Below are 25,788 nucleotides of genomic sequence, written 5' to 3'. Positions count from 1 at the left end.
AGCAATTTCCTGACGGACTCCGGATCGGCCAAGCGGCCGACCCCGATACCCACGGGAGTGTGCCTTCCCCCACTCGACCGGGCCACCAACCTGGTTACCGACGGGTAACCAGGGCTAGGGTGCGGTCAGGACTACCTCTACTTCAGGAGCATTCGTGGCCGCAGGAGCAACACCGCTCGCGCCGAACGCGCGGTCGGTTCGCAATGTCGCCTTCGTCGAAGGGGTGCGAACGCCCTTCGGCAAGGCCGGCGACAAGGGCATGTACGCCGGCACCCGCGCCGACGACCTCGTCGTCAACGCCATCCGGGAACTGTTGCGGCGGCACCCCGAGCTGCCGCCCGAGCGCGTCGACGAGGTGGCGATCGCCGCCACCACCCAGATCGGCGACCAGGGCCTGACCATCGGCCGCACCGCCGCGTTGCTGGCGGGCCTGCCGAAGTCGGTACCCGGTTTCGCGCTGGACCGCATGTGCGCGGGCGCGATGACCGCGGTAACCACCATCGCGAGCGGGATCGGTTTCGGCGCCTACGACATCGCCATCGCCGGCGGCGTCGAGCACATGGGCCGTCACCCGATGGGTGAGGGCGTCGACCCGAACCCCCGCATCATCGCCGACAAGCTCGTCGATCCGACGGCGCTCGTGATGGGCCAGACCGCGGAGAACCTGCACGACCGGTTCCCGGCGATCACCAAGCAGCGCACCGACGCCTTCGCCGCGCGCAGCCAGGAGAAGTACGCCGAAGCGGTGAAGACCGGCAAGATCGGCCCCGAGCTGGTCCCGGTCGCCACCCGTTCGAAGGAATTGGGTTGGGGGCTCGCGACCGAGGACGAGCCGCCGCGCCCGGGTACCACCGTGGAGCAGCTCGCCGGGCTGAAGACGCCGTTCCGCCCGCACGGCCGGATCACCGCGGGCAACGCGGCCGGCCTCAACGACGGCGCCACCGCGGCGCTTCTCGCCGACGAGGACACCGCCCGCGAACTCGGCCTGCCCATCGGCATGCGGCTCGTCGGCTACTCCTTCGCCGGCGTCGAGCCGGAGGTCATGGGCATCGGCCCGGTGCCCGCCACCGAGAAGCTGTTCAAGCGCACCGGCCTGTCGATCGACGACATCGGCCTGTTCGAGATCAACGAGGCGTTCGCCGTCCAGGTGCTGGCCTTCCTCGACCACTTCGGGGTCGCCGACGACGACCCCCGGGTCAACCAGTGGGGTGGCGCGATCGCCTGCGGCCACCCGCTCGCGTCCTCCGGTGTCCGGCTGATGACGCAGCTTTCGCGTCAGTTCGCCGAGCGCCCCGACGTGCGCTACGGCCTGACCACCATGTGCATCGGCATCGGCATGGGCGGCACTGTGATCTGGGAAAACCCGGCGTTCGAGGGGGCGAAGTAATGACTTTCACCGCTGAGCAGGCGAAAGCCGCCTTCCCCGACGAGGTCGTCACCAACGCCGTCGCGCGCCTGGTGAAGGTGCCCGGTCTGACCAAGCCGGTCGCCCTGATCACCTTGGACAACGGCCATGACCACACCCGGCCCAGCACCTTCGGCCCGCAGGGCCTGGTGAGCCTCAACGCCGCGATCGACATCGCCTTCGCCGCGGAGCCCGCCGCGATCGCGGTCACCGGGAAGCCGTTCATCTTCGCCGTCGGCGCCGACCTTTCCGGTGTCGAAGCGGTCGCGGATCCTGCGCTGGCACGGGAAATCGCGCAGACCGGGCATGACGTCTTCCGTCGCCTCACCGAGACCGAGATCCCGACCTTCGGTTTCATCAACGGCGCGGTGATGGGCGGCGGGCTCGAACTCGCGCTCTCCTGCCACTACCGCACGCTGTCGGAGAACACCCCCGCGATCGCGTTCCCCGAGGTCTTCCTCGGCCTGTTCCCGGGCTGGGGCGGCACGCAGCTGCTGCCGAACCTGATCGGGCCGGACGCCGCCGTCACGGTGATCATCGAGAACGCGCTGGCGCAGAACAAGATGCTCAAGGTCGCGCAGGCGGCGGAGCTCGGCATCGTCGACGAGGTCTTCGGCTCGGCCGACTACCTCGAACAGTCACTGCTGTGGCTGGCGAAGGTCGTCAACGGCGAGATCACCCCCGCCCGCCGCGAGATCGACCGCGGTGCCGGCTGGGACGCCGCGATCGCCCGCGCCAAGTCCCTTGTGGACGGACGGACGAAGGGCGCGTCCCCGGGCGCGACCAAGGCCGTCGAGCTGCTGGAGCTGGCACGGGAGAACGATCTGGACCGCGGCTACGCGGCCGAGACCGACGGCCTCGCCGAACTGCTCATGGACGACACCCTGCGGGCCGGGCTGTACTCGTTCAACCTGGTCAACAAGCGGGCCAAGCGCCCGGCCGGCGCGCCGGACAAGTCGTTGGCGCGCAAGGTGAACAAGGTCGGCATCGTCGGCGCGGGCCTGATGGCCAGCCAGATGGCGCTGCTGTTCGTCCGCCGTCTCAAGGTGCCCGTGGTGCTCACCGACGTCGACCAGGACCGGGTCGACAAAGGTGTGTCCTATGTGCACGGTGAGATCGACAAGCTCCTGGCCAAGAAGCGGGTTTCGCCGGACGGCGCGAACCGGTTGAAGGCACTCGTCTCCGGTTCGCTCGACAAGTCCGCGTTCGCCGACGCCGACTTCGTGATCGAGGCGGTGTTCGAGGAACTGGGCGTCAAGCAGAAGGTCTTCGCCGACCTGGAGCAGTACGTCTCCCCCGAGGCGATCCTGGCGACGAACACCTCGTCGCTGTCGATCACCGCGATGGCGTCGCGGCTGAAGCACCCGGAGCGCGTGGTCGGGTTCCACTTCTTCAACCCGGTCGCGGTGATGCCGCTGCTGGAGATCGTGCGCGCCGAGAAGACCGACGACGCCGCCCTCGCCACCGCGTTCGCGGTCGGCAAGCAGCTCAAGAAGTCGAGCGTGCTGGTCAAGGACGCGTCCGCGTTCGTGGTCAACCGGCTGCTGCTGCGCTTCCTCGGCGAGGTGCTGGTGACCGTCGACGAGGGCACGCCGTTCGAGGTCGCGGACAAGGCGTTGGAGCCGCTGGGCCTGCCGATGACGCCGCTGACACTGATGCAGCTGGTCGGCCCGGCGATCGCCTTGCACGTCGGGGAAACCCTGCACGAGGCGTTCCCGGACCGGTTCACCGTCAGCGAGAACCTCGCCCGCTTCGTGAAGGCGGGCAAGAAGGGCGTCTGGCAGTGGGACGACAAGGGCAACGCCACCGTCGACCCCGAGGTCGCGGAACTCTGGCAGCGCGGCGATTCGCCGTCGACGTCCGAGCAGGTGCGTGACCGCGCGCTGGCCGCGATCGCCGAGGAGATCCGGATCATGCTCGACGAGGGTGTGGTCGCCGAGGCCCAGGACATCGACCTGTGCCTGATCCTCGGTGCGGGCTGGCCGTTCTGGCTCGGCGGCATCACGCCGTACCTGGACCGCGCCGGTGTGTCCGAAAAGGTCAACGGCAAGCCGTTCCTGGCTCAGGGCGTGGCGAGCGTGCCCGTCTCCTGACCCTCGACACAGGAAGCCACCGCCGGCGATCTCTCGATCGCTCGCGGTGGCTTTCTGCGTATTTCGCGGACTTTGTGGCGTGTGCCCGCGATTTCCGGAACACTCATCCCCACCTGGGGTTCCAGGTACTGGGGAAGAAACACACACTGGGAGGAATACCGATGAAGAACATCGTCGTGCGCGTGGGCCTGGGGGCCGGCGCGGCGGTTCTGGGATTGATGCTCGGAGCGGGGGTGGCGAGCGCTGACGACAGCGTCCGCATCACCGGCGACGAGACCGGCAGCGTCCGGATCACCGGAGTGGACAACCGCGACTTCGGCATCACCCCGGCCAACCGGGACATGTAGCGGGAAAGGGCCCGTCTCCCCGGCCATCCTCCGGGGAGACGGCCCCTCAGCCGCCGTCCCCGGGCGCCCAGCGGCACGGGTTCGGCGTCGCGGGACCACCCCGAGTACCCAGAGCAACCGGTGCGACGCCGAGCGTTTCCGTTCCGGTTCTTCCACAGGGACGATCATCACACGGTGCCGCCTGTTGGCCGCTTGGACACCACCCGTTCAGCGGCGCTCTCTAGCGTCCTGCCGACTCGAGAACCTTCCAGGCAGGAGCACGATGAACAGCGAACACGTGGACCGTCGCGGATTCCTCAAGCGGGCGGGCCTGGTGTCCGCCGCGGCCGCGGCCGCACCGCTCGCGGCGCCGGCGGAGGCCACCGGCCTCGATCTGGACGTCGATCTCGACATCGATGTCAGACGGCTTTTCGGCCGCGACCGCTACCGGTGGCTGGTGGGCGACCACCACATCCACACTCAGTACTCCTACGACGCGATGTACACAGTGGACGGAATCGCCGACGGCGCCCGCGCGCACGGCGCCGACTGGGCGGTGATCACCGACCACGGCCACGCCACCCACGAGAAGTCCTCTGTGGAGCGGACGAACACCGCGATCCGCGCCGCGCAGCGCGAACACCGCGATCTCCTGCTGTGGCAGGGCATGGAGTGGAATGTCCCGGGCGCCGAGCACGCGACGCTGTTCTTCCAGGCGGGCGAGAACCAGGCGGCGAAACTGCGCGAGTTCGAGCGCGCCTTCGACTGGCGGCTCACCGGGACCGAGCCGGGCACGCCGTCGAACGAAGCCCTGGCCGTCGCGGCGATCCGCTGGCTCGCCACCGAAGAGCGGGCGCGCCGGATCCACGCGCCGGTGGTGGTGATCAACCACCCTCTGCGCAACGGCCGGATCGCCCCGCACGAGATCCGCGCGCTGCGGGACGCCTCGCCCGGCATCGTCATCGGCATGGAAGGCGCGCCCGGCGCACAGGCCGACGGCTTCCCGAAACCGCTGGGTGGCGGTGGCGCCCGGGGCGGGTACGGCAACTCCCCCGGCGCGAACTCGTGGCCGGGTTTCCCGGTGGAGGCCTACCGCACCTACGGCGGTTTCGACTGGAGCACCGCGACCGTCGGCGGACTGTGGGATTCGCTGCTGGCCGAGGGGAAGCCGTGGTGGATCACCAGCAACTCCGACTCGCACTACAACCGCGGCGACACCCTGGTCCGGCCCGGAGTCCCCGACGGTTACTACGACGAGCACGGCGTCTACCCGGACCCGATCGACACCGGCGTCCCGCAGGTTCTGGCGCCGTACGCGGACTTCGCACCCGCCGAATTCAGCCGGACGGTCGTCGGCGTGACCCGCAAGAGCCACGAAGGAGTGCTCGAAGGACTACGCGCGGGACGCGTCTGGGTGGTTCACGGCGGGCTCGCGCAGGAGCTGGAGTTCGGCGCGTACAGCCACTGGGACTCCGCCACCATGGGCGGCAGGCTCCGCGTCCGTCGCGGGGACGACGTCACGGTCGTCGTCTCGGCGAAGCTCGCGTCCCGGCCCAACAGTGGCGGCGCGATACCCCGGCTCGCGCGGCTCGACCTCGTCTCCGGGCCGGTCACCGGCCCCGCCGCCGACCGCGACGCCCAGACGGCGCCGGGCACGCGGGTGATGCGCTCCTTCGAACCGCGGTGGGTGCCCGGGCGGCGGGTCGCCTTCAAGCACACCTTCCGCAACGTGCGCGAGCCGTTCTTCGTGCGGACGCGCGGCACCGACGGCAAGGAGCACGTACCCGGCGGTATCGAACCGAGCGCCGACGTCATCGGACAGTCCAACCCGTTCGAGGACCTGTGGCTCTATGGGAATCCGGTCTTCGTGGACGTCCGTTGAGCGTAGGGTTCCGGCCATGCCATCTGTGAGCAGGAGACTGCTCGTGCGTTCGCTCATGGCCGCCCTCCGGTTCCTTCTCGGTCTTCCGGAACCGTTGTTGCGCCTGGTCGCCGGCCGCCCCGTCCGCCTGGACGGGCAGCGGCTGGCGACCAGTTCGCAGGTGCTCATCAAAATGTCCAAATTGGCGCCTTTCGATTATCCGCACCGCAACGGGAGCGTCGAACGGGCGCGCGCCGAATTGAACCAGGCGGGGGAATTGGCGGGCGCGGGGATCGGCGGGGACGTCCGCAGCGCCGATCACGTGTTCACCGGTCCTGCCGGGCCGATGCGGATACGGGTCTACGAACCGGCGGGTGCCGCTTCGCCGGGTCCGGCCTTGATGTTCTTCCACGGCGGCGGATTCGTGCTCGGCGGGATCGAGACGCACGAGGGCGCCTGCCGTTACCTCGCCGAGGAAGCCGGGATGCGCGTGGTCTCGGTGGACTACCGGCTCGCCCCGGAACACCCGTTCCCCGCCGCGGTCGAGGACGGGATCGCCGCCTTCGCCCACGTACACGCGAACGCCGACCGGTACGGCGTCGATCCGAGCCGGATCGCGGTCGGCGGGGACAGTTCCGGCGGCAACCTCGCCGCCGTCGTCGCCCACGCGGGCGCCCGCGGCGAGTGCGCCCGGCCCGCGTTCAGCCTCCTGCTGAACCCGGCGACCGACGCGTTCGGCACCCATCCGTCGCATGAGCTGTTCGGGCTCGGTTTCCGCCTCGACACCGAGGAACGCGCTTGGTACCGCGACCGCTACCTCTCCGACGCCGCGCTCTACCGCGACCCGCGCGCTTCGGTGTTGTACGACGAAGACGTCGCGGGCCTGCCGCCGACCTACATCGCGACGTCGGGCTTCGACCCCCTGCGCGACGAAGGTGAGGCTTACGCGCGGAAACTGGCCGAGGCCGGGGTCCCGGTGATCCACCGGCGGCATCCCGGGCAGCTGCACGGGTTCGCGAGCCGGGTGGGCGTCGATCCCTCTGCCCGGCAAGCCCTTCTACACGCCGCCGGGGTGCTGCGGGCCGGTTTGGCACTTACCGACCGCCGCAATTAGTCCTCTAGTGGCGGTCTTGGGGCCACCCGCGCTTACGAGAGTTCGTCCGGGTCCGGGCCCATCCGCCGCCCCTGCTCCAGCGTCGCGATCGCGGCGGTGTCGTGGGCGTCGAGCGCGAAGTCGAAGATGTCCATGTTCTCGGCGATCCGTTCCGGGGTGACGGATTTCGGGATCACCATGTGGTCCATCTCGATATGCCACCGCAGCACGATCTGCGCCGGGGTCTTGCCGTGTTTCCCCGCGATCGTCGTGATCTTCTCGTCGGCGAGAAGTTCCCCGCCGCGCGCAAGCGGGCTCCACGCCTCGGTGACGATGTCGTGCTTGATGTGAAAGTTCCGCAGCAACGGCTGGTGCAGCCACGGGTGGCACTCGATCTGGTTCACCGCCGGGATCACGCCGGTCTCCTCCATCAGCCGCTCCAGGTGCGGGATCTGGAAGTTGGACACGCCGATCGCGCGCGCCCGGCCGTCCGAAGCGATCTTTTCCAGCGCCCGCCACGTTTCCACGTACTTGTCCCGCGACGGCAGCGGCCAGTGGATGAGGTACAGGTCGACGTAATCGAGGCCGAGTTCGCTCATGCTCGTGTCGAAGGCGCGCAACGCCGAGTCGTATCCGTGCTCGGTGTTCCACAGTTTCGTGGTGACGAACAGGTCCTCTCGGGGTAGCCCACTGGTCCGGACGGCCTCACCGACGCCACGCTCGTTGGCGTACAGGGTCGCCGTGTCGATGGCGCGGTAGCCGGCCTCGATGGCGGTGCGGATCGCGCGCACCACCTCGTCGTCGCCGATCTTGTACACCCCGAAACCGAGCTGGGGAAGGGACGTTCCGTTGTTCAGCCGCATGCTGGGGACCATGAATGAACCGTAACCCCGGTGATGGCTCAGGGCACAGCGGGAAGGTGCACCGTCACAGAAAGACCGCCGCCCACAACGGGTTCCGCGGACACCGTTCCACTGTGGGCCTGGACCGCGGCCCGCACGATCGACAGCCCGAGCCCGGCACCGGTGCGGGCCGTCCTGGCGACGCCGGCGCGGCGGAACGGTTCGAACAGTTCGGGCACCGCCGCCGGGTCGAGCAGGCCGCCGGACGAGCGCACGCGCAGCACCGACCACAGTGGACCGCCCTGCGTGACGACGTCCAGCCAGCCACCGTCGACGTTGTGCCGCACGGCGTTTTCCAGCAGATTGCCCGCGATCCGTTCCAGCAGCGCGGGATCGCCGAACGTCGGCGCGCCCGCGGTGGCGAATTCGACGCGGATGTCCCGTTTCTCGGCCTCGGCCCGCACCGAACGCCACGCGCTCGCGACGATCACCGCGAGATCGACAGGCTCCCTGGCCACGAGACCGGCGCCATCGGTGCGGGCGAGCAGCAGCAGCGAGCCGACGAGCCGTTCGGCCCGCTCGGTCGCGTCGCGCACCACCCCCGCCATCCGCCGCAACTCCGCCTCGTCGGCGTGCTCGTCGGACAGGGTGACGTCGAGTTCGGTGCGGATGACCGCGAGCGGCGTCCGCAGTTCGTGGCTCGCGTTGGCGACGAAGTGGCGCTGCGCGTCGAACGCGGCCTGCAGCCTGTCGAGCATGTCGTCGAAGGTCTCGGCCAGTTCCGCGAGTTCGTCCTTGGTGCGGACCTCGCCGATCCGCTCCCCCATCGACTCGATCGAAAGCCGCCGAGCGGTACCGGTGATCTCGCGCAGCGGCTGCAGGACCCGCGCGGTGAACGTCCACGCGAGGATCCCGGCCGCCAGCACGACGAAACAGAACGCGGCCGCGCCGAAAAACAGCACCCGGTTCCGGGAGTACACCCGCAGATGTTCGGTGACCGCCGAGGCGTCGACATCGACACCGTCGACCCGCACCGTGGTGCCCGGCGGCAGCTGCGGCACGGCGGAAACGGCGTCGCCGACCAGGTTCCAGGCCAGCCAGAGCAACAGCAGGCTGACCAGCGCGACCAGACCGGTCGCGAGCAGCGTGACCCGGGCACGCAGGCTGCGAGCGCCGGACGGTTTCACCCGCGTGCTGTCCCCTGCTCCGGCACCCGGTAGCCGGAGCCGACGACGGTTTCGATGATCCCCGGCTCGCCGAGTTTCTTCCGCAACGTCATCACGGTGACCCGGACGGTGGTGGTGAACGGATCGGCGTTCTCGTCCCACACCCGCTCGAGCAGCTCCTCGCTGCTGACCACCGAACCGGCGGCCGAAAGCAGCACCTCGAGCACGCCGAATTCCTTGCGGGTCAGCTCGACCGGGCCGCTCGTGCGGCGGACGGTCCGCCTCGCCGGATCCAGTTCGACGTCGCCCGCGGTCAGCAGCGGCGGCGCGGCCGGAGTCGCGCGGCGACCCAAAGCCCGCACGCGCGCGACGAGTTCGGGGAAGGCGAACGGCTTCGCGAGATAGTCGTCGGCGCCGAGCGAGAGCCCGTCCACCCGATCCGACACGGAACCGCTCGCGGTGAGCATGAGGACACGCGTCAGCTCGCCGGAGGACACGATCTCGCGGCACAGGTCATCGCCGGACATCCCGGGCAGGTCGCGGTCGAGCAGCACGACGTCATACCGGGTGACGGTCGCCTTTTCGTGACCGTCGTCTCCGGTGAGCGCGATGTCCACCGCCATCCCCTCGCGCCGCAGGCCGCGTGCGATCGCGTCGGCAAGGGGTTCTTCGTCTTCGACTACCAGAATTCGCACGACCCTACGTTGCCACAGATTCCTGAGAGTGACCTGTGTTGATCTGTCGCGCGCTTACGGAAACATTCCGCAGGGCGCCGGACCACAGTGGACTCACTCCATCGTGGAAGGCGCCCTGCAAAATGTTTCCGTGGGCCTCCGGCCTAAAAGAGGCACGCGACGGTGAACTCTCCGTCGGGCGCGGAGTGCCCTTTGGGAGACTCTGCGGTTGCGTTCAAAGAAAGGGTGCCACTCACGTTCAGAGACGACCGCGACCCCTCGCTTGAAAGGCCTCAGGACCAGCGCAGGGCGAACCACAGCCGCATCCGGATCTCCGGGTCCGCCAGATCCACCTCCAGCGCCCGTTCGATCTGCCCGATCCGGTGCCGGACGCTGTTGCGGTGCACGCCCAGTTCCGCGGCCGTCCGGTCCCAGCCGCCGTGATGCGCGAGCCAGGTCCGCAGTGTCTCCACCAGTTCGCGCTCGCCTTTCCGGTCGAGTTCGCGCAGCGGCGCCAGCGCCTTGGCGGCGAAACCCGCCCCGGCGCTCGGGGTGATCAGCGCGTCCAGCCCGAGCCCCGACGCCTCCGCCACCACCGGTCGTTCCAGCGCGGCGGCCCGGCGCAGCAGCAGCTCCACCTCGGTGGCCGCCTCGGGGAGCCGGTCCGAGGGCACCGGCGAACTCACCACCGCGAGCCAGCCGTCGGCACGGAGCCGGTCGAGGTCGCCGATCTCCGGGGCCTCGCCGACGATCGCGGCGAACCGCGGTCCGGGCAGCAGCCGCACGAGCGGGGTGTCCAGCCGGGCGCGCAGCCAGTCGTAGCGCGCCGCGACCTCGTCGGGCCCGCGGCGGTAGGCGATCCCGGCGACCAGGCGGCGTTCGTCCCCGCCGGCCACATCGGTCTCTCCCAGCAGCAACGCGGTGGCGATGGCGCCCAGCTCCGCCGCGTCCGAACCCGCGCGGCCGACCAGTCCGAGCAGCGCCGCCCCGACCGACAGGATCGAGCGGTCCGCGCCGTCGAACCGGGAGGGCCGGCCGATCACGACCAGATGCGACGCCGTCGCCTGCGGGTACACCGGCTGCGCGACGACGTGCGTGCCGTCGGGCAGTTCCGTCGTCGCGCTCCGGATCCCCCGCCCCGCCCGCAGCGTGGCGACCAGATCCCGGACCTCGGCGGGCAGCGGGGACGGCGCTCCGTGGTCGGCGGCGAGGACGTCGCCGACGCCGACGAGCGCCACCCACGCCCGCAGCCGTCCGGCCAACGCGCTCGCCAGTTCGCCCAGCCCGTCCCCCGCCGCCCTGGTCAAAGCCTCCCGGGCGGCCGCGATCCGCCGTTGTTCCCGTTGGCCGGCCTCGGCGAGCGCGACCGACACCGCCCGGCTGATCGCGAGGAACGGCGTCCGGGGCTGGACCACCAGCAGCGGCAGGCCGTGTTCGGCGCACGCCCTCCGGAGCGGCGGCGGCAACGTCTCGTACGCGCCCGGCGTGAGCCCGAACCCCAGCGCCGAGATACCGCTGCCCGCCAGCCGCCGGACGTAGCGGTCGATCTCGCGCGGCTCCACCGGCAGGTTCACCCCGGCGGTGAGCAGCAGTTCGGCCCCGAGCAGGTACGGCGCGGGATCCAGCAGCTCGCTGACGTGGGCCCAGCGCACCGGGGCGTCGAGCGCGCCCGGGCGCAGCGTCTCCACGACCGGGTCGAGTGCCAGTTCCGGGTTGCCGACCACGGCCCGTAACGGGACATTCACATCGGAGTCGACTGGATCGTGGATTTGGGTCATTTCGTCCTCGCTACTGCATGACTTTGGACGAATCCTCCCATGTCGTTCAAGGAGCGCGCGAACCTACGGTGACCCGGACGACAAAGGCAAGGAGGACATCGTGGCCGGTGACTACGCGGTGATCGCGCTCTACATAGCGGGCATGATCGGCGTCGGCTGGTTCGGCCTGCGGCTGGCCAAGACCAAGTCCGACTACCTGGTCGCGGGCCGCCGCCTCGGCTGGTTCATGTACTCGGGCACGATGTCGGCGGTCGTCCTCGGCGGCGCTTCGACGGTCGGCGGCGTGAAGCTCGGCTACACCTACGGCATCTCCGGCGCCTGGCTCGTGATCGCCATCGGCGTCGGCATCCTCGTCCTGCACACGCTGTTCGCGCGGCGGCTGGTGAAGCTGCGCGTCTACACCGTCGGCGAGATGCTCGACCTGCGCTACGGCGGCTCCACCAGCGCCATCTCCGGCGTCGTCATGTGGGCCTACACGCTGATGCTCACCGTCACCTCGACGCTGGCGTTCGCCACCATCTTCAAGGTCCTGTTCAACGTCCCCAGCTGGGTCGGGATCGCCATCGGCGGGTCGATCGTGGTGCTCTACTCGGTGCTCGGCGGCATGTGGTCGATCACGCTGACCGACATCGTCCAGTTCGTCATCAAGACCATCGGCATCCTGTTCATCCTGCTGCCGGTCTCGATCGTCTCGGCGGGCGGCTTCGACGGGATGGCAGCGCGGCTGGACGAGAGCTACTTCGAACTCACCGCCATCGGCGGCGACACGATCCTCACCTACTTCCTGATCTACAGCTTCGGGTTGCTGATCGGCCAGGACATCTGGCAGCGCGTGTTCACCGCCCGCACCCCCGGCATCGCCACCGGCGGCGGCATCATCTCCGGCGTCTACTGCCTGGTCTACGGCCTCGCCGGCGCGCTGATCGGCACCGCGGCCAAGGCGCTCTACCCGAGCCTCGCCAGCGCGCAGGACGCGTTCGCCACCATCGTCGAGGAGCAGCTGCCCGCCGGTATCCGCGGTCTGGTGCTCGCGGCGGCCCTCTCCGCGATGATGTCGACCGCGAGCGGCGCGCTCATCGCGTGCTCCACGGTCAGCACCTCGGACCTGATGTCCAAACTGGGCCTGAAGAAGGCCCTCAACGAGGTCACCAGGAACCGCGTCACCACCCTGGTCCTGGGCATCGTCGCGATCGGCATCGCCATGGTGGTCGACGACGTGGTCAACGCGCTGACCATCGCCTACGACATCCTCGTCGGCGGCCTGCTGGTCGCGATCATCGGCGGGCTGGCCTGGAAACGCGGCACCCGCCAGGGCGCGCTCGCTTCGATGGTCGTCGGCACGGTCGTGGTCGTCGCGTTCATGTTCATCGACGGCGTCGAAGCCAACAGCCCGATCTACTGGGGTCTCGGCTCCAGCCTCGCGGTCTACCTGCTGGTCAGTTTCCTGACCCCGCGGACGTCGGACGAGATCCTCACCGTGTGGACGCGCCGCCTGAACGGCAGCGCGGTCGCCGAAGAAGAAGCGGCGGCGAAACTCGCTGCCTCGAAGTCCTGAAACTCCCATCAGAGAAAGAAAAAGGAGAACCAGCCGTGCCTGTGCAGAACCCGATCGGACCCGTCGACTCCGCGAAGGTGCCCCGGTTCGCCGGTTTCGCGACCTTCGCCAGGCTTCCGCGGATCGATCAGGTCGAGCATGCCGACGTCGCCGTCGTCGGGGTGCCGTTCGACGCCGGGGTGTCCTACCGCCCCGGCGCGCGGTTCGGCCCCGCCGCGCTGCGCGAGGTCAGCCGGCTGCTGCGCCCGTACCACCCGGAACTCGACGTCTCCCCGTTCGCCGAAACGCAGGTGGTCGACGCCGGGGACATCGCGCTCAACCCGTTCAACATCGGCGAGGCGATCGAGACCCTGCAGGACGAGGCGGAGGCGCTGACCGCGAACGGGACGCGGCTGGTGACCGTCGGCGGTGACCACACGATCGCGTTGCCGCTGCTGCGCGCGGCGGCGAAGAAGCACGGCCCGGTGGCGTTGCTGCACTTCGACGCGCACCTCGACACCTGGGACACCTACTTCGGCGAGCCGTACACGCACGGCACCCCGTTCCGGCGGGCTTCCGAGGAAGGCCTCCTCGACACCGAAGCGCTGTCTCACGTCGGCACGCGCGGCCCGCTGTACGGCAAGCGGGACCTGGAAGAGGACCGCCGCCTCGGATTCGGCATCGTCACCTCCGGCGACGTCATGCGCCGCGGGGTCGCCGAGACCGTCGACGCGCTGCGCCAGCGCATCGGCGGCCGCCCGCTCTACATCTCCGTCGACATCGACGTGCTCGACCCCGCGCACGCGCCCGGCACCGGCACCCCCGAGGCGGGCGGCATGACCAGCCGCGAACTGCTGGAGATCCTGCGAGGCCTGCGCGACTGCAACCTCATCGGAGCGGATGTGGTGGAGCTGGCCCCGGCTTACGATCATGCCGAGATCACCGCCATCGCGGCCTCCCACGTCGCCTACGACCTGGTGAGCCTGCTCAGCTTGGGGAAGAGCGAATGACAGAACGGATAGGCGGCGACGTCGTCGTCGAAACCCTCGGTGCGCTCGGCGCGGACACCGTGTTCGGCCTGCCCGGCCAGCACGCGCTCGGCCTGTTCGAGGCCCTGCGGCGCACCTCCGACCTGCGCGTGATCAGCTCGCGGGTGGAGAACAACCTGGCGTTCGCGGCCGACGGGCACGCCCGTGCCCGGCTCGCCGCGAATCCCGAAGGCCCGGTCCCGGTGACACCGATGATCGTGTCGACCGGCCCTGGTGCGCTGCTGACTTTGGCTTCCCTGCAGGAATCCCGCGCCGCGTCGGTGCCGGTGCTCGGGATCTCCAGCCAGATCCCGGTCGCCGGGCTCGGCGGCGGACGGCACGGCTACCTGCACGAATTGCCCGATCAGCAGGCCAGCTTCCGTGACGTCGTCAAGTCGGTGCACGTGGTGCGGACGGTCAGCCAGATCCCGACGGCGCTGCGTGCGGCCTGGGAATCGGCCTCGACCGCGCCGTACGGACCGGTGTGGGTCGAGATCCCGCAGGACATCCTGCTGGAGCGGACCACCTTGCCGCGGATCACGTCGGTGACGGCGCGACCGGCACCGCTCGCCCCGCTGCCCGAGCTGATCGCCGAGGCGGCGAATCTCCTTGGTGCGGCGAAGAAGCCGGTGATCCTGGCCGGTGGCGGCGCGCTGCGATCCGGCGCCCAGGCGGAACTGACGGCACTCGCGGAAGCCTTGCGCGCCCCGGTGCTGTCGACGTTCGGCGGCAAGGGTGTCTTCGGCTGGGACCACGAGCTGTCCGGCCAGTCCTGGCTCGAAGACTGGCACAGCACCGAGTTCCTTTCGGACGCGGATGTGCTGCTGGTGCTGGGTTCCGGGCTGGGCGAACTGTCCAGCAACTACCGCGAGTTCGCCCCGCGCGGGCGGATGATCCAGGTCGAGGCCGACCTCGGGAAGCTTGAGTCGAACTACCCGGCTCTGGGCATCCACGCCGACGTCCGCCTTGCCCTGCAAGGACTTCTCGAGCAGGTGCCGTTCCATCAGACCGATGGCAAGGCGGAAGCCGCCGTGGCCGAATTGCTCGGCAAGGTGCGGGAGCGGCTCGACGGGCAACCGCTCGAAACCGAGCGCAAGCTCATCGACGACATCCGCGCGGCGGTCCCCGCGGGCACGCAGACGTTCTGGGACATGACGATCGCGGCCTACTGGGCCTGGTCCGTGTGGAACCCCGAGGGCTCGCCGATCCACACCGCGCAGGGCGCGGGCGGGCTCGGCTACGGCCTGCCCGGCGCGCTCGGCGGCGCGGTCGCGACCGGCGGCCCGGTGCTGGCGGTCTCCGGCGACGGCGGCGCGATGTACGGCATCGCCGAACTCGCCACCGCGATGCAGCACGACCTGAACGTCACCTGGCTCGTGGTCGACGACGGCGGCTACGGCATCCTGCGCGAGTACCTGACCGGCGCGTTCGGCCAGTCCACCGCAACCGAACTCGCCCGGCCCGATTTCGTCGCGCTGGCGCAGTCGTTCGGCGTTCCCGCGACGCTGTCCTCTTTGGACACCGTCGGCAAGGACCTCGCCGAGGCGCTGCGCACGCCGGGCCCATCGGTGGTCGTCGTCCCCGCTCTGCTGAAGATGTTCGAGCCTACCCACCTGGAGAAGAAATGACTCAGACACAGTTGGCGGAGCTGCCTGAACCCGCCCTGGCCGAAGGCCTCGCTATCGCGGTGACAGGGCGCCCGAGGAGCACGACGTGAGCGAACTCGAGAACGAGCGCCCTGTCGACGCGATCGCGGCCGCGGGTTCATCTATAAACACAGTCCAGAACTTCGTCGACGGCTCCGAGGTATCGGCGGCCGGCTCGCGGACGCTCGACCTCGTGAACCCGGCCACCGGCGAGGTCTTCGGCACCAGCGTTCTTTCCGAACAGTCCGATGTGGACGCCGCACTGGCCGCCGCGGACCGCGCGTTCGAGGTCTGGCGCAAAAGCACGCCCGCCCAGCGTCAGCTCGCGCTGCTGAAGATCGCCGACGCCGTCGAGGCCCGCGCGGAGGAGTTCGCCGAGCTCGAAATCCGCGAGACCGGCAAGATCCGCGCCGTCGTGCTGGAGGAGGAGATCCCGGAGTGCGTCAGCGCGCTGCGGTTCTTCGCCGGCGCGGCAAGGCATCTGGAAGGCAGCGCGGCCGGCGAGTACACGCCGGGGCACACCTCGGTGATCCGCCGCGAGCCGGTCGGCGTCTGCGCGCAGATCGCGCCGTGGAACTACCCGCTGATGATGGGTGTCTGGAAGATCGCCCCGGCGCTGGCGGCGGGCAACACCGTCGTCCTCAAACCCGCGGAGACCACGCCGTCGACGGCCGTGCTGCTGGCGAAGGTCGCGTCGGAGTTCCTGCCGCAGGGCGCGTTCAACGTGCTGTGCGGCGACCGCGACACCGGCCGCGCGCTGGTGAAGCACCCGATCACCGAACTGGTGTCGATCACCGGGTCGACCCGCGCGGGGATCGACGTCGCCACCGTGGCGGCGGCCGATCTCAAGCGCACGCACCTGGAACTCGGCGGGAACGCGCCGCTGCTGGTCTTCGGCGACGTGAACCTCGCCGAGGCGGCGGAAGGCATCGTCGGCGCGGCGTTCTACAACGCCGGGCAGGACTGCACCGCGGGCAGCCGGGTACTGGTGGACGCCGCGATCCACGACGAGTTCGTCGCGGAACTGACCAAGGCCGCCGCCGCACAAGCGCCCGGCCGGGATTTCGGCCCGCTCAACAGCGAGGCCCAGTTCGGCCGGGTTCGCGGGCTCATCGAGCGGCTGCCGTCGCACGCCCACGTGGAGACCGGCGGTTCACCCGCCGGTGATCACGGTTTCTTCTTCTCCCCCACCGTGGTCTCGGGTCTGAAACAGGACGACGAGATCGTGCAGGAGGAGATCTTCGGCCCGGTCATCACCGTCCAGTCCTTTGTGGACGAGGACGAGGCGGTACGGCTGGCCAACGGCGTCCCCTACGGACTGGCGTCGTCGATCTGGACCCACGACCTCGGACGCGCGACCCGCGTCTCGGGCGAACTCGACTTCGGCTGCGTCTGGGTCAACACCCACGGGCCGCTGGTCGCGGAAATGCCTCACGGCGGCTTCGGGCACTCGGGTCACGGCAAGGACCTCTCGTCCTACTCCTTCGCCGAGTACACCCGCGTGAAGCACGTCATGACCCGCTTCGCCTGACCGCGTTTAGTCCTCTGGTCGCGGTAGTTCGTATCGCCGACTACCGCGACCAGAGGACTACTTGCGTATTTTGGAGGTCCCCATGGGTGAGAAGATCACCGAAGTCGAGCAGCACGGCATCGCGCCGATCCCGCCTGAGGAACAGACTTCGCGCCCGCGCGACCTGTTCCGGATGGCGTTCGGCGGTGCGAACACCTTCGCCACCATCATCCTCGGGACGCTCCCGATCGCCTTCGGACTGAGCTTCTGGGCGGCGGTCGCGGCCACCTTCGCGGGTGTGGTCGTCGGAGCGCTGGTGCTCTCGCCGATGTCGTTGTTCGGCCCGCTCACCCGGACCAACAACGCCGTCTCCTCCGGCGCGCACTTCGGCGTCGTCGGCCGCTGTGTCGGCTCGTTCCTCTCGCTGCTGACCGCGATCACGTTCTTCGCCATCTCGGTCTGGGTCAGCGGCGACGCCGTCGCCGGTGCGGCCCAACGGCTTTTCGGCTTCGACGGCGGCGAGGTGCTGCGCGGCGTCGCGTACGGCGTCATCGCGATCGCGACGCTGGTCGTGTGCATCTACGGCTACCGCTTCATGCTGCTCGTCAACCGGGTGGCCGTCGTCCTGGGCACGGCGATCATGCTGCTCGGGATCGTGGCCTACGGCGGCACGTTCGATCCCGGGTTCGCCGGCACCGGCACCTACGCCCTCGGCGATTTCTGGCCGACCTGGATCCTCGCCGCGCTCACCACGATGGCGAATCCGATCTCGTTCGGCGCCTTTCTCGGTGACTGGACGCGCTACATTCCCGCGCGGTACAGCCGCCGTTCCCTTTTGGCCGCGCCGTTCCTGGCGCAGCTGGCGACGTTGCTGCCGTTCGGTTTCGGCATCGCCACCGCGACCCTGGTCGCCGACCCGGCCGACTACATCACCGGCCTGACCGCGATTTCGCCGCTCTGGTACGCGATCCCGCTGATCGTGGTCGCGCTGATCGGCGGGCTGTCCACCGGTACGACCTCGCTCTACGGGACCGGCCTGGACTTCAGTTCGATCTTCGTGAAGCTGAGCCGCGTGCAAGCGACGTTGCTGATCGGCTCGCTCAGCGTGATCTTCATCTTCGTCGGCAACTTCGTGCTGGACATGGTTTCGAGCATCAACGCCTTCGCCACGCTGATCGTCCTGTGCACCTCGCCGTGGATGGTGATCATGATGATCGGTTTCGTGCTGCGGCGCGGGTTCTACGATCCGGACGACCTCCAGGTGTTCAACCAGGGCCGCAAAGGCGGGCGCTACTGGTTCACCCGCGGGGTGAACTGGCGGGCGATGGCCGCGTGGATCCCGGCGACGACGCTGGGGCTGCTGACCGCCAACACCCCGATGATCGCCGGGCCGCTCAAGGACATCGCGGGCGGCGTCGACATCAGCATGGTGGTGACGCTGTGCACGGCGGCCATCGCGTTTCCTTTGCTGGTCAAGCTTTTCCCCGAGCCACCGGAGGTTTACGGTCCCGTGGCCGCGGAACAGCCCGTGGTGCTCGCCAAGGTCACATGAGGTAGCGGCCGACGGTCTCCGGGCGGATGACGAGCCGGACCCAGTCCAGCTCCAGCATCCCGGCGAGGTCGTCGGCACGGGCCTGATCGCCGAGATCCCAGTAGCGGGCGGCCAGGCGGGCACACAGGTCCGGTGCCCCGTCCGGCTCCACCGTGACACCGCCGGCGACCGACACCCAGCGCTCGCGTTCACCCACCGGACTGGCGACGACGATCGAGGCGCGGGGGTCGCGGCTCAGTCGCCGCACGTTGAGCGAGTCCGCGCCGGTGAACAGCTGGATCATGCCCTCGGCGGTGGCCTCGAACCACACCGGCCGTGGCTGCGGCGGAAGTGGCCCCGCGGCCACGGACAGGAACCCGTGCAGGGGACGCCGGAGGAATTCGAGGTCTTCAGTGGTCAGTGAACCGGTACTCATGACACCGATTCAACCGGACCGGCTCGGACGATCCCATGGGTAAGAAGCCGGATCGCCTGTGTATTCGTCTAACCTCGCCAGGGTGGACGCGTTCAGTGACCTGATCCGAGGGGTACGAGCCCACGGCTCGTTGTTCGGCAGCTCGACCCTGTCCCCGCCGTGGGCGCTCGAGTTCGTGGACGGCCCACCGCTCACCTTGTGCACCGTCCTCACCGGGGCGGGCTGGATCGTGCCGGAGCACCATCCGCCCGAGCCGCTTCGCGCCGGCGAGACGATCCTCGTGCGCGGCCCGGCGACGTTCACCTTCGTCGACGAGGTCGCCACCCTGGCCGAACCGATCGCGTGCGGCGAGGACTGCGCGGTGCCGGAGCTGGGCGGGACCCGGCACCGGCTCGGCTGGGCCGACCACGACGAGAACGCCGAGGGCGCCACGACCCTGATCGTCGGCGCCTATCCGGTGCGCGGCGAGATCAGCCGCCGGCTGCTGGACGCGCTGCCCGTCGTGGTGCGCGCGGACCCCGGAGGCAGTCCCGACGCCGTGCTGGGCCACCTCGCCGCCGAGGTCGCCGTCGACACGCCAGGCCAGCAGGTGGTCCTCGACCGGCTCTTGGACTGGATGCTGGTCTGCACGCTGCGCGAGTGGTTCGACCGGCCCGGCGGCGAACCCCCGGCCTGGTGGGCCGCCCAGCGGGACCCGTTGGTCGGTGACGCGCTGCGCCTGCTGCACGCCGAACCGGCGGCACCGTGGACGGTCGCCTCGCTGGCCGAGCAGACGGGCGTGTCGCGGTCGACGCTGGCCAAGCGGTTCGCCGACCTGGTGGGCGAACCGCCGCTGACCTACCTCACCCGCTGGCGGATGACGCTCGCGGCGGATCTCCTGGTCGAGCGGACGGCCTCGACCGTCGCTGACATCGCCCGCACCGTGGGCTATTCCGACCCGTTCGGCTTCAGCGCGGCGTTCAAACGGGTCCGGGGAGTCAACCCGAGCGAGTTCCGGCGCAGCGCCACGCGCGCTTAGGCGAAGCGGCGGAGTGCGCCGAGGAACATCGCGTCGAAGGCGCGGTCCGGGAGGATCCGGCGCACGAACAGGATCGGCTTGGCCCCGAACCCCGCGGCGTAGCGGGTCTTCGGGCGACGGGCCCGGACCGCCTTCACGATCTCGTCGGCGATCACCTTCGGCTCGGAACCGCGTACAGCCTGCTCGAAGAGCTTCGCGAGCGCTTTCGCCTGCGGCCCGTAGGCGGTGTCGCCGGAGGTCTTCAGCAGGTTCTCCACGGCGATGCCACCCCATTCGGTCTTGATACCGCCGGGCTGGATGACCACGACGTCGATGCCGAACGGCTTGAGTTCGAGCCGCAGTGAATCGCTCAGGCCTTCGACCGCGAACTTCGTCGAGTGGTACCAGCCGCCGAGCGGTTCATAGATCTTGCCGCCGATCGAGGAGATGTTCACGATCTTGCCGGAACCCTGCTCGCGCATATGCGGCGTGGTCAGCTGGACCAGGCGCGCGAGGCCGAACACGTTGACCTCGAACTGGTACTTGCCTTCCGACAGCGGCACGTCCTCGAAAGCGCCGTAGGAGCCGTAGCCGGCGTTGTTGACCAGGACGTCGATGCGGCCGGACTCCCCGATGATCTGCTCGATGCCCGCGACCATCGAGGCGTCGTCGGTGACGTCCATCTTCAGGATCTTGACGCCGCGCTCGGCGAGCCCGGCCATCCGGTCGACGCGCCGGGCGGCGCCGTAGACGGTGTAGCCCGCGTCCTGCAGGGCGAGCGCCGTCGACTCGCCGATTCCCGAGGAGGCTCCCGTGACCAGTGCGACCTTCATGTCGATCTCCTAACTAACCAGTTGGTTGCCAACTCAGGTTGCCACGAGACCGGACTAGCTGTCAACCAACCAGTTAGTTAGACTCGGGGACATGGTCAGGGACAAGGAAGCGACGAAGCGGAGACTGCTGGCGGCGGCGACGCAGGAGTTCGCGACGTACGGCATCGCCGGCGCGCGGGTGGATCGCATCGCGAAGAACGCCGGCGCCAACAAGGCCCTGATCTACACCTATTTCTGCAGCAAGGAATACCTTTTCGAGATGGTCGTCCAGGAGCAGGTGGACCTCGCCATCAGATCCCTTCCGATCACCCCGGACGATCTCCCCGGCTACGCGGGAAAGCTGTTCGACCGCTACCTCGAACACCCCGAGGTGCTGCGGCTCATGGGCTGGCTCCGCCTGGAGCAGGGCTTCGACGCGATGCCGGAGGCCGAGGTGCGGGCGCACGCGGACAAGGTCACCGCGATCCAGAACGCGCAGCGCGCCGGGACCGTACCGGACCACTTCGACGCCGAGGAACTGCTGAGCCTCGTCGTGCACCTGTCGATCCTGGGGTTCTCCTCCCCCGCCGCGAACCGCGACCTCGTCGTCCGCGCGGTCGCCCGGATCACGGGAACCTGACACGGTTTCCGTACGACCACTGGGTTACATCACCTGGGAGGTCGTCTTGCAGCGTCGAACTTTTCTGCGCGCTTCAGCCTTGTCCGCCGGTCTCGCCGCCGGAGTCACCGTGCCCTCGGCCTCGGCGGTCTCGGCGGGTTCGGCGGGTTCGTCCTTGCGAGTCCAGATCCTGATGTACGACGGCGTGGAGGAACAGGATTTCGCCGCGCCCGTCGAGGTACTGGGGCTGGCCGGGAAACTCACCGGCGGCGCTGTTCATTCTTCGCTCGTGACCGCGGGGCCGCCTGGAACCGTGCGCTGCACGTACGGCACGACCGTCGAAGTCGCGCGTGGCTGGTCGCCGGGCGAGGCCGACGTCCTCGTGGTGCCAGGCGGCGGTTACACCGACCGCACCGGACCCGGCGTGCACCGGCTGATCTCCGATCAGGGCTTCCTGCGGCGGCTCGCGTCTTCGCGGGCGCTGCCGGTCGGGATCTGCACCGGCACGATGGTGCTGTCCGCGGCGGGCCTGACGAAGGGCCGGAACGCGACCACGCACAGCGGCGCGAAGGCGGACCTGGCCGCTCAGGGCGCGAAGGTGATCCACGCGCGCGTTGTCGACGACGGCGACCTGATCACCGGCGGCGGGATCACGTCCGGGCTGGACGTGTCGCTCTGGCTCATCGAACGGTTCCTGGGCGCCCAGGCCGCCCAGCGGGCCGAAATCGTGCTGGAGTACGAGCGGCGAGGCACCGTCTGGCGGGCGTAACGCGCGCTATGAACGGCCCGTTACTTGCAAAATTTGCAAGTAACGGGCCGTTCATAGCACTGAACTCAGCGGTGCGTGTCCTCCGGAGCGGGCGTCCGGCTCGCCAGGTTCGCGGACCATTCGGTGACCCGGCGCGCGACGTCCTGCGCGGTGAGGCCGATGCGGGCCAGCACCTCCTCGCGCGAGCCGTGCTCGTGGAACACCTGCGGTACGGCGAGGTCGCGCAGCGGGACGTCGCATTCGGCGTCGCGGAACAGCGCGGCCAGCGCGGATCCGAACCCGCCGTGGCGGCCGCTGTCCTCGACGCTGACGACGAGTTTGTGCTGTTCGGCCAGCGCGACCAGTTCGGCGGGCGCCGGAACGACCCAGCGCGGGTCCACCACGGTCACGCCGATGCCCTGATCCGCGAGCCTGTCCGCGGCGGCGAGCCCGAGCATCGCGAAGGCGCCCACGGCGACGAGCAGCACGTCGGCGTCACCGGACGGTTTGCGCAGCACGTCCACCACGCCGACGCGTTCGACGGCGGGGACGGAGTCGATCACGCCGCCCTTGGAGAACCGCAGCGCGGTCGGCCCGTCCTCGACGGCGACGGCCTCGCGCAGTTCCTCGCGCAGCGTGCCGGCGTCCCGCGGCGCGGCGACCCGCATCCCCGGCACCATGCCCAGCAGCGAGAGGTCCCACATGCCGTGGTGGCTCGGCCCGTCCGGCCCGGTGATCCCGGCGCGGTCCAGCACCAGCGTCACCGGCTGGCGGTGCAGCGCGACGTCCATCAGGAGCTGGTCGAAGGCCCTGTTCAAGAAGGTCGAGTAGACCGCGACGACCGGGTGTTTCCCGCCCATCGCGAGCCCGGCGGCCGAGGTCACCGCGTGCTGCTCGGCGATCCCGACGTCGTACCAGCGATCCGGGTAGGCCTCGGCGAACTTGTGCAGCCCGGTCGAGCGCAGCATGGCCGCGGTGATCGCGACGACGTCCTCGCGGTCGGCGCCGATCTTGACCAGTTCGTCGGCGAAGACGCCGGTCCAGCTCGGCCCCTTGACCGGCGGCAGGCCGGTCTCCGGGTCGATCGGGTCGGTCTGGTGCATCTGGTCGGCCTGGTTGGTCACGGCGGGCTCGTAGCCGTGGCCCTTCTCGGTGACCACGTGCACGATGACCGCGCCGCCGAAGTCGCGCGCACTCTGGAAAGCCTTTTCCAGCGCCACGAGGTCGTGTCCGTCGACCGGGCCGAGGTATTTCAGGCCCAGGTCGGAGAACATCATCTGCGGGCTCAGCGCGTCCTTGAGGCCCGCCTTCGCCGCGTGCAGCGCCGCGTAGATCGGCTTGCCGACGATGGGGGTGTGCCGCAGCATTTCCTTGCCGCGGTCCAGCACGCGCTCGTAACCCGGCTTCAGCCGCAGCGAAGCCAAGTGGTCGGCGACGCCGCCGATGGTCGGCGAGTAGGACCGGCCGTTGTCGTTGATGACGATGACGACCGGGCGGCGCGGGTTCGCGGCGATGTTGTTGAGCGCCTCCCAGCACATCCCGCCGGTCAGCGCGCCGTCACCGACGACGGCGATCGCGTGCCTGCCGCCCCCGCCGAGTTCGAACGCCTTCGCCAGACCGTCCACATAGGACAACGCCGTCGAGGCGTGGCTGTTCTCCACGAGGTCGTGCTCGCTCTCGCCGCGCGCCGGGTAGCCGGTGAGGCCCCCGAGCTGACGGAGTTTGCCGAAGCCCTCATGGCGCCCCGTGACGATCTTGTGCACATAGGCCTGGTGACCGACGTCCCACACGATGGCGTCGCTCGGCGAGTCGAAGACCCGGTGCAGCGCCATCGTGAGCTCGACGACGCCGAGGTTGGGGCCGAGATGCCCACCGGCCAGACGGACCTTTTCGACCAGGAAGTCCCGGATCTCCGAGGCCAGCTCACCGAGCTGCTCCTGGTTCATCCGCTTCAAGTCGGCCGGTCCGTGCACGGACTCGAGCAACGTCACTCTCCCACCTCGCCTGATTCCTCTTCCGCCGTTCCGACCAGTCTACGGAGGGCACCTGAGAGCCTCCCCGCCACCGCGTCACGAGTCACAGGTAAGAAAATCACCACTCGCCACCCACGGGTGTGAACATGGTCTCGTTTGCCAAGTAGCGGTCACGTGCCGTGCCCGCGATAATCCCTGATCGACGGTTGAGCAGGAGCCGGTTCGGAGGGCTTGATGGCGGACTTTTTCATCGGTGGCGAATGGGTCGACGCGGTCGGCCGCGGTCGCAGGGAGATCCGCTGTCCCGCGGACGGCTCGCTGGTGGCGGAGGTCGCCGAGGGCACCCGTGAGGACACCGAAGCGGCCATCGCCGCCGCCCGGAAGGCCTTCGACACCGGACCCTGGCCGAACACATCCGCGCCCGAGCGTGGCGCGCTGCTGCTGAAGGTCGCCGACCTGCTCGATCGCGACGCCGAGATCTTCGCCCGCGCCGAGTCGCTCGACACCGGGAAACGGCTGGTGGAGAGCAAGTACGACATGGCCGACATCGCCGCGTGCCTGCGCTACTTCGGCAAACTCGCCGGGAACGACGCCGGCCGCGTGGTCGACACCGGCGACCCGGACGCGTTCAGCCGGATCGTGCACGAGCCGGTCGGCGTCTGCGGGCTGATCACGCCGTGGAACTATCCGCTCCTGCAGACCATCTGGAAGGTCGCGCCGGCGCTCGCGGCGGGCAACACGTTCGTCCTCAAGCCCAGCGAGCTGACGCCGCACACCTCGATCCTGCTGATGAAGCTGCTGACCGAGGCGGGGCTGCCCGGCGGCGTCGCCAACCTCGTGCTCGGCGCCGGCGCCCAGGCCGGAGCCCTGCTGTCCGAACATCCCGACGTCGACATGGTGTCCTTCACCGGCGGCCTCGCGACCGGCAAGATCATCGCCGCGTCCGCCGCGGCCACGGTCAAGAAGGTCGCCCTCGAACTCGGCGGGAAGAACCCGAACGTCGTCTTCGCCGATTCCGACTTCGACACCGCGGTCGACTACGCCCTGACCGCGGTGTTCCTGCACTCCGGGCAGGTCTGTTCGGCGGGTACGCGGCTGATCGTCCAGCAGGAGTGGCACGACGAATTCGTCGACGAACTCGTCCGCCGCGCCGAACTGATCCGACTGGGTGGACCTTTCGACCCAAAGGCTGAAACCGGCCCGCTGATCTCGGCCGCCCATTTGGAAAAGATCGAACGCTACGTCGCCGCCGCCCTCGACGAGGGCGCCGTCCTGCGCACCGGCGGCAAACGCCCCGACGATCGCGAGCTCGCGAAGGGGCACTACTACCTGCCGACCATCCTCGACAACGTGAAGCAGGGCAGCAGCGCCGTCGTCGACGAATCGTTCGGCCCGGTGCTCACCGTCGAGACCTTCACCGACGAGGACGACGCCGTCCGCATCGCCAACGACACGCACTACGGCCTGGCCGGCGCGGTGTTCACCTCCGACGCCTCCCGCGCGCAGCGGGTCGCGAACCGGCTGCGGCACGGCACGATCTGGATCAACGACTTCCACCCGTACCTGCCGCAGGCGGAATGGGGCGGATACAAGCAATCCGGGTTCGGGCGCGAACTGGGCCCGACCGGTCTGGCGGAGTACACGGAGGCGAAGCACATCTACCAGAACCTCCGGCCCGCACCTCAGCGCTGGTTCTCCGGGGAGCCGGCTTGACGA

21 protein-coding genes are annotated in these 25,788 nt (G+C 69.5%); 14 read left to right on the top strand and 7 right to left on the bottom strand.

Going from position 1 to position 25,788, the window contains the following annotated elements; all coding sequences use genetic code 11:
* Window positions 1-154 precede the first annotated feature (154 nt).
* From ACLJRL_RS04800 to ACLJRL_RS04780, 5 genes are all read left to right on the top strand, one after another.
* Window positions 155-1,387, top strand: a complete 1,233-nt coding sequence (locus ACLJRL_RS04800) for a thiolase family protein (RefSeq protein WP_410654751.1) — start codon at window positions 155-157, stop codon at window positions 1,385-1,387.
* Window positions 1,387-3,498, top strand: a complete 2,112-nt coding sequence (locus tag ACLJRL_RS04795) for a 3-hydroxyacyl-CoA dehydrogenase NAD-binding domain-containing protein (RefSeq protein WP_410654750.1) — start codon at window positions 1,387-1,389, stop codon at window positions 3,496-3,498. The genes ACLJRL_RS04800 and ACLJRL_RS04795 overlap by 1 nt, the downstream gene beginning before the upstream one ends.
* Before the next feature lie 161 nt (window positions 3,499-3,659).
* Window positions 3,660-3,845 carry a hypothetical protein gene (locus tag ACLJRL_RS04790; RefSeq protein WP_410654749.1) on the top strand — a complete coding sequence of 62 codons (186 nt, stop codon included), beginning with the start codon at window positions 3,660-3,662 and terminating at the stop codon, window positions 3,843-3,845.
* Between the two features lie 262 nt (window positions 3,846-4,107).
* Entirely contained in the window at window positions 4,108-5,706 is a 1,599-nt protein-coding gene (locus tag ACLJRL_RS04785) for a twin-arginine translocation signal domain-containing protein (protein WP_410654748.1), read from the top strand.
* Window positions 5,707-5,722: 16 nt separating this feature from the next.
* A complete protein-coding gene (locus ACLJRL_RS04780) occupies window positions 5,723-6,799 on the top strand; it encodes an alpha/beta hydrolase (protein WP_410654747.1) in 1,077 nt (358 codons plus the stop codon).
* Window positions 6,800-6,831: 32 nt separating this feature from the next.
* Here the strand turns inward: ACLJRL_RS04780 and ACLJRL_RS04775 are convergent, their stop codons facing one another.
* The 4 genes from ACLJRL_RS04775 to ACLJRL_RS04760 form a co-directional block, all read right to left on the bottom strand.
* The gene (locus tag ACLJRL_RS04775) at window positions 6,832-7,653 is read right to left on the bottom strand and encodes an aldo/keto reductase (protein WP_410654746.1); all 822 of its coding nucleotides are present in this window, start codon (window positions 7,651-7,653) and stop codon (window positions 6,832-6,834) included.
* Between the two features lie 26 nt (window positions 7,654-7,679).
* On the bottom strand, window positions 7,680-8,807 hold the full coding sequence (locus ACLJRL_RS04770; RefSeq protein WP_410654745.1) for a sensor histidine kinase: 1,128 nt from the start codon (window positions 8,805-8,807) through the stop codon (window positions 7,680-7,682).
* Window positions 8,804-9,481 carry a response regulator transcription factor gene (locus ACLJRL_RS04765; RefSeq protein WP_410654744.1) on the bottom strand — a complete coding sequence of 226 codons (678 nt, stop codon included), beginning with the start codon at window positions 9,479-9,481 and terminating at the stop codon, window positions 8,804-8,806. The genes ACLJRL_RS04770 and ACLJRL_RS04765 overlap by 4 nt, the downstream gene beginning before the upstream one ends.
* Before the next feature lie 272 nt (window positions 9,482-9,753).
* Complete coding sequence (locus tag ACLJRL_RS04760; RefSeq protein ID WP_410654743.1) at window positions 9,754-11,238, bottom strand: PucR family transcriptional regulator; 1,485 nt, start codon at window positions 11,236-11,238, stop codon at window positions 9,754-9,756.
* 100 nt (window positions 11,239-11,338) lie between these two features.
* On the opposite strand from ACLJRL_RS04760, the gene ACLJRL_RS04755 reads away from it, so the two are divergent.
* From ACLJRL_RS04755 to ACLJRL_RS04735, 5 genes are all read left to right on the top strand, one after another.
* Complete coding sequence (locus ACLJRL_RS04755; protein ID WP_410654742.1) at window positions 11,339-12,793, top strand: sodium:solute symporter; 1,455 nt, start codon at window positions 11,339-11,341, stop codon at window positions 12,791-12,793.
* 35 nt (window positions 12,794-12,828) lie between these two features.
* Window positions 12,829-13,782 (top strand): agmatinase, encoded by a 954-nt coding sequence (gene speB / locus ACLJRL_RS04750; RefSeq protein WP_410654741.1) that lies wholly within the window; start codon window positions 12,829-12,831, stop codon window positions 13,780-13,782.
* Window positions 13,779-15,428 (top strand): thiamine pyrophosphate-binding protein, encoded by a 1,650-nt coding sequence (locus tag ACLJRL_RS04745; protein WP_410654740.1) that lies wholly within the window; start codon window positions 13,779-13,781, stop codon window positions 15,426-15,428. Before speB ends, ACLJRL_RS04745 begins: the two co-directional genes overlap by 4 nt.
* Window positions 15,429-15,570: 142 nt before the next feature.
* Window positions 15,571-16,977 (top strand): aminobutyraldehyde dehydrogenase, encoded by a 1,407-nt coding sequence (locus ACLJRL_RS04740; RefSeq protein ID WP_410655162.1) that lies wholly within the window; start codon window positions 15,571-15,573, stop codon window positions 16,975-16,977.
* Between the two features lie 82 nt (window positions 16,978-17,059).
* Window positions 17,060-18,508, top strand: coding sequence for a purine-cytosine permease family protein (locus tag ACLJRL_RS04735; protein ID WP_410654739.1), 1,449 nt, complete (start codon window positions 17,060-17,062; stop codon window positions 18,506-18,508).
* Here ACLJRL_RS04735 and ACLJRL_RS04730 read toward each other — a convergent pair.
* Complete coding sequence (locus ACLJRL_RS04730; RefSeq protein WP_410654738.1) at window positions 18,501-18,923, bottom strand: pyridoxamine 5'-phosphate oxidase family protein; 423 nt, start codon at window positions 18,921-18,923, stop codon at window positions 18,501-18,503. The genes ACLJRL_RS04735 and ACLJRL_RS04730 overlap by 8 nt on opposite strands.
* An 82-nt stretch (window positions 18,924-19,005) precedes the next feature.
* On the opposite strand from ACLJRL_RS04730, the gene ACLJRL_RS04725 reads away from it, so the two are divergent.
* Window positions 19,006-19,941 carry an AraC family transcriptional regulator gene (locus ACLJRL_RS04725; protein ID WP_410654737.1) on the top strand — a complete coding sequence of 312 codons (936 nt, stop codon included), beginning with the start codon at window positions 19,006-19,008 and terminating at the stop codon, window positions 19,939-19,941.
* Here the strand turns inward: ACLJRL_RS04725 and ACLJRL_RS04720 are convergent.
* Entirely contained in the window at window positions 19,938-20,753 is an 816-nt protein-coding gene (locus ACLJRL_RS04720) for an oxidoreductase (RefSeq protein WP_410654736.1), read from the bottom strand. The genes ACLJRL_RS04725 and ACLJRL_RS04720 overlap by 4 nt on opposite strands.
* Before the next feature lie 91 nt (window positions 20,754-20,844).
* On the opposite strand from ACLJRL_RS04720, the gene ACLJRL_RS04715 reads away from it, so the two are divergent.
* Together ACLJRL_RS04715 and ACLJRL_RS04710 are read left to right on the top strand one after the other, a co-directional pair.
* Window positions 20,845-21,372 (top strand): TetR family transcriptional regulator, encoded by a 528-nt coding sequence (locus ACLJRL_RS04715; protein ID WP_410654735.1) that lies wholly within the window; start codon window positions 20,845-20,847, stop codon window positions 21,370-21,372.
* A gap of 46 nt (window positions 21,373-21,418) precedes the next feature.
* Window positions 21,419-22,120 (top strand): DJ-1/PfpI family protein, encoded by a 702-nt coding sequence (locus ACLJRL_RS04710; RefSeq protein ID WP_410654734.1) that lies wholly within the window; start codon window positions 21,419-21,421, stop codon window positions 22,118-22,120.
* Window positions 22,121-22,185: 65 nt separating this feature from the next.
* Here ACLJRL_RS04710 and dxs read toward each other — a convergent pair whose 3' ends face one another.
* Complete coding sequence (gene dxs / locus ACLJRL_RS04705; RefSeq protein WP_410654733.1) at window positions 22,186-24,090, bottom strand: 1-deoxy-D-xylulose-5-phosphate synthase; 1,905 nt, start codon at window positions 24,088-24,090, stop codon at window positions 22,186-22,188.
* A 216-nt stretch (window positions 24,091-24,306) separates the two neighbouring features.
* Between dxs and ACLJRL_RS04700 the strand changes: the two genes are divergently transcribed.
* On the top strand, window positions 24,307-25,785 hold the full coding sequence (locus ACLJRL_RS04700) for an aldehyde dehydrogenase family protein (protein ID WP_410654732.1): 1,479 nt from the start codon (window positions 24,307-24,309) through the stop codon (window positions 25,783-25,785).
* Window positions 25,786-25,788: the final 3 nt, after the last annotated feature.

Source organism: Amycolatopsis sp. lyj-112, from assembly GCF_046549055.1.
GTDB lineage: Bacteria > Actinomycetota > Actinomycetes > Mycobacteriales > Pseudonocardiaceae > Amycolatopsis.
Note: the sequence above shows the minus strand (reverse complement) of the source record. Positions and strands in the feature narration are given on the sequence as shown.

Coding starts and splice junctions, on each gene's coding strand:
- ACLJRL_RS04775 (WP_410654746.1), bottom strand. CDS start 7,653: ATGGTCCCCAGCATGCGGCTGAACAACGGAACGTCCCTTCCCCAGCTC.
- ACLJRL_RS04745 (WP_410654740.1), top strand. CDS start 13,779: ATGACAGAACGGATAGGCGGCGACGTCGTCGTCGAAACCCTCGGTGCG.
- ACLJRL_RS04735 (WP_410654739.1), top strand. CDS start 17,060: ATGGGTGAGAAGATCACCGAAGTCGAGCAGCACGGCATCGCGCCGATC.
- ACLJRL_RS04720 (WP_410654736.1), bottom strand. CDS start 20,753: ATGAAGGTCGCACTGGTCACGGGAGCCTCCTCGGGAATCGGCGAGTCG.
- ACLJRL_RS04795 (WP_410654750.1), top strand. CDS start 1,387: ATGACTTTCACCGCTGAGCAGGCGAAAGCCGCCTTCCCCGACGAGGTC.
- ACLJRL_RS04780 (WP_410654747.1), top strand. CDS start 5,723: ATGCCATCTGTGAGCAGGAGACTGCTCGTGCGTTCGCTCATGGCCGCC.
- ACLJRL_RS04785 (WP_410654748.1), top strand. CDS start 4,108: ATGAACAGCGAACACGTGGACCGTCGCGGATTCCTCAAGCGGGCGGGC.
- ACLJRL_RS04730 (WP_410654738.1), bottom strand. CDS start 18,923: ATGAGTACCGGTTCACTGACCACTGAAGACCTCGAATTCCTCCGGCGT.
- ACLJRL_RS04715 (WP_410654735.1), top strand. CDS start 20,845: ATGGTCAGGGACAAGGAAGCGACGAAGCGGAGACTGCTGGCGGCGGCG.
- ACLJRL_RS04760 (WP_410654743.1), bottom strand. CDS start 11,238: ATGACCCAAATCCACGATCCAGTCGACTCCGATGTGAATGTCCCGTTA.
- ACLJRL_RS04700 (WP_410654732.1), top strand. CDS start 24,307: ATGGCGGACTTTTTCATCGGTGGCGAATGGGTCGACGCGGTCGGCCGC.
- ACLJRL_RS04790 (WP_410654749.1), top strand. CDS start 3,660: ATGAAGAACATCGTCGTGCGCGTGGGCCTGGGGGCCGGCGCGGCGGTT.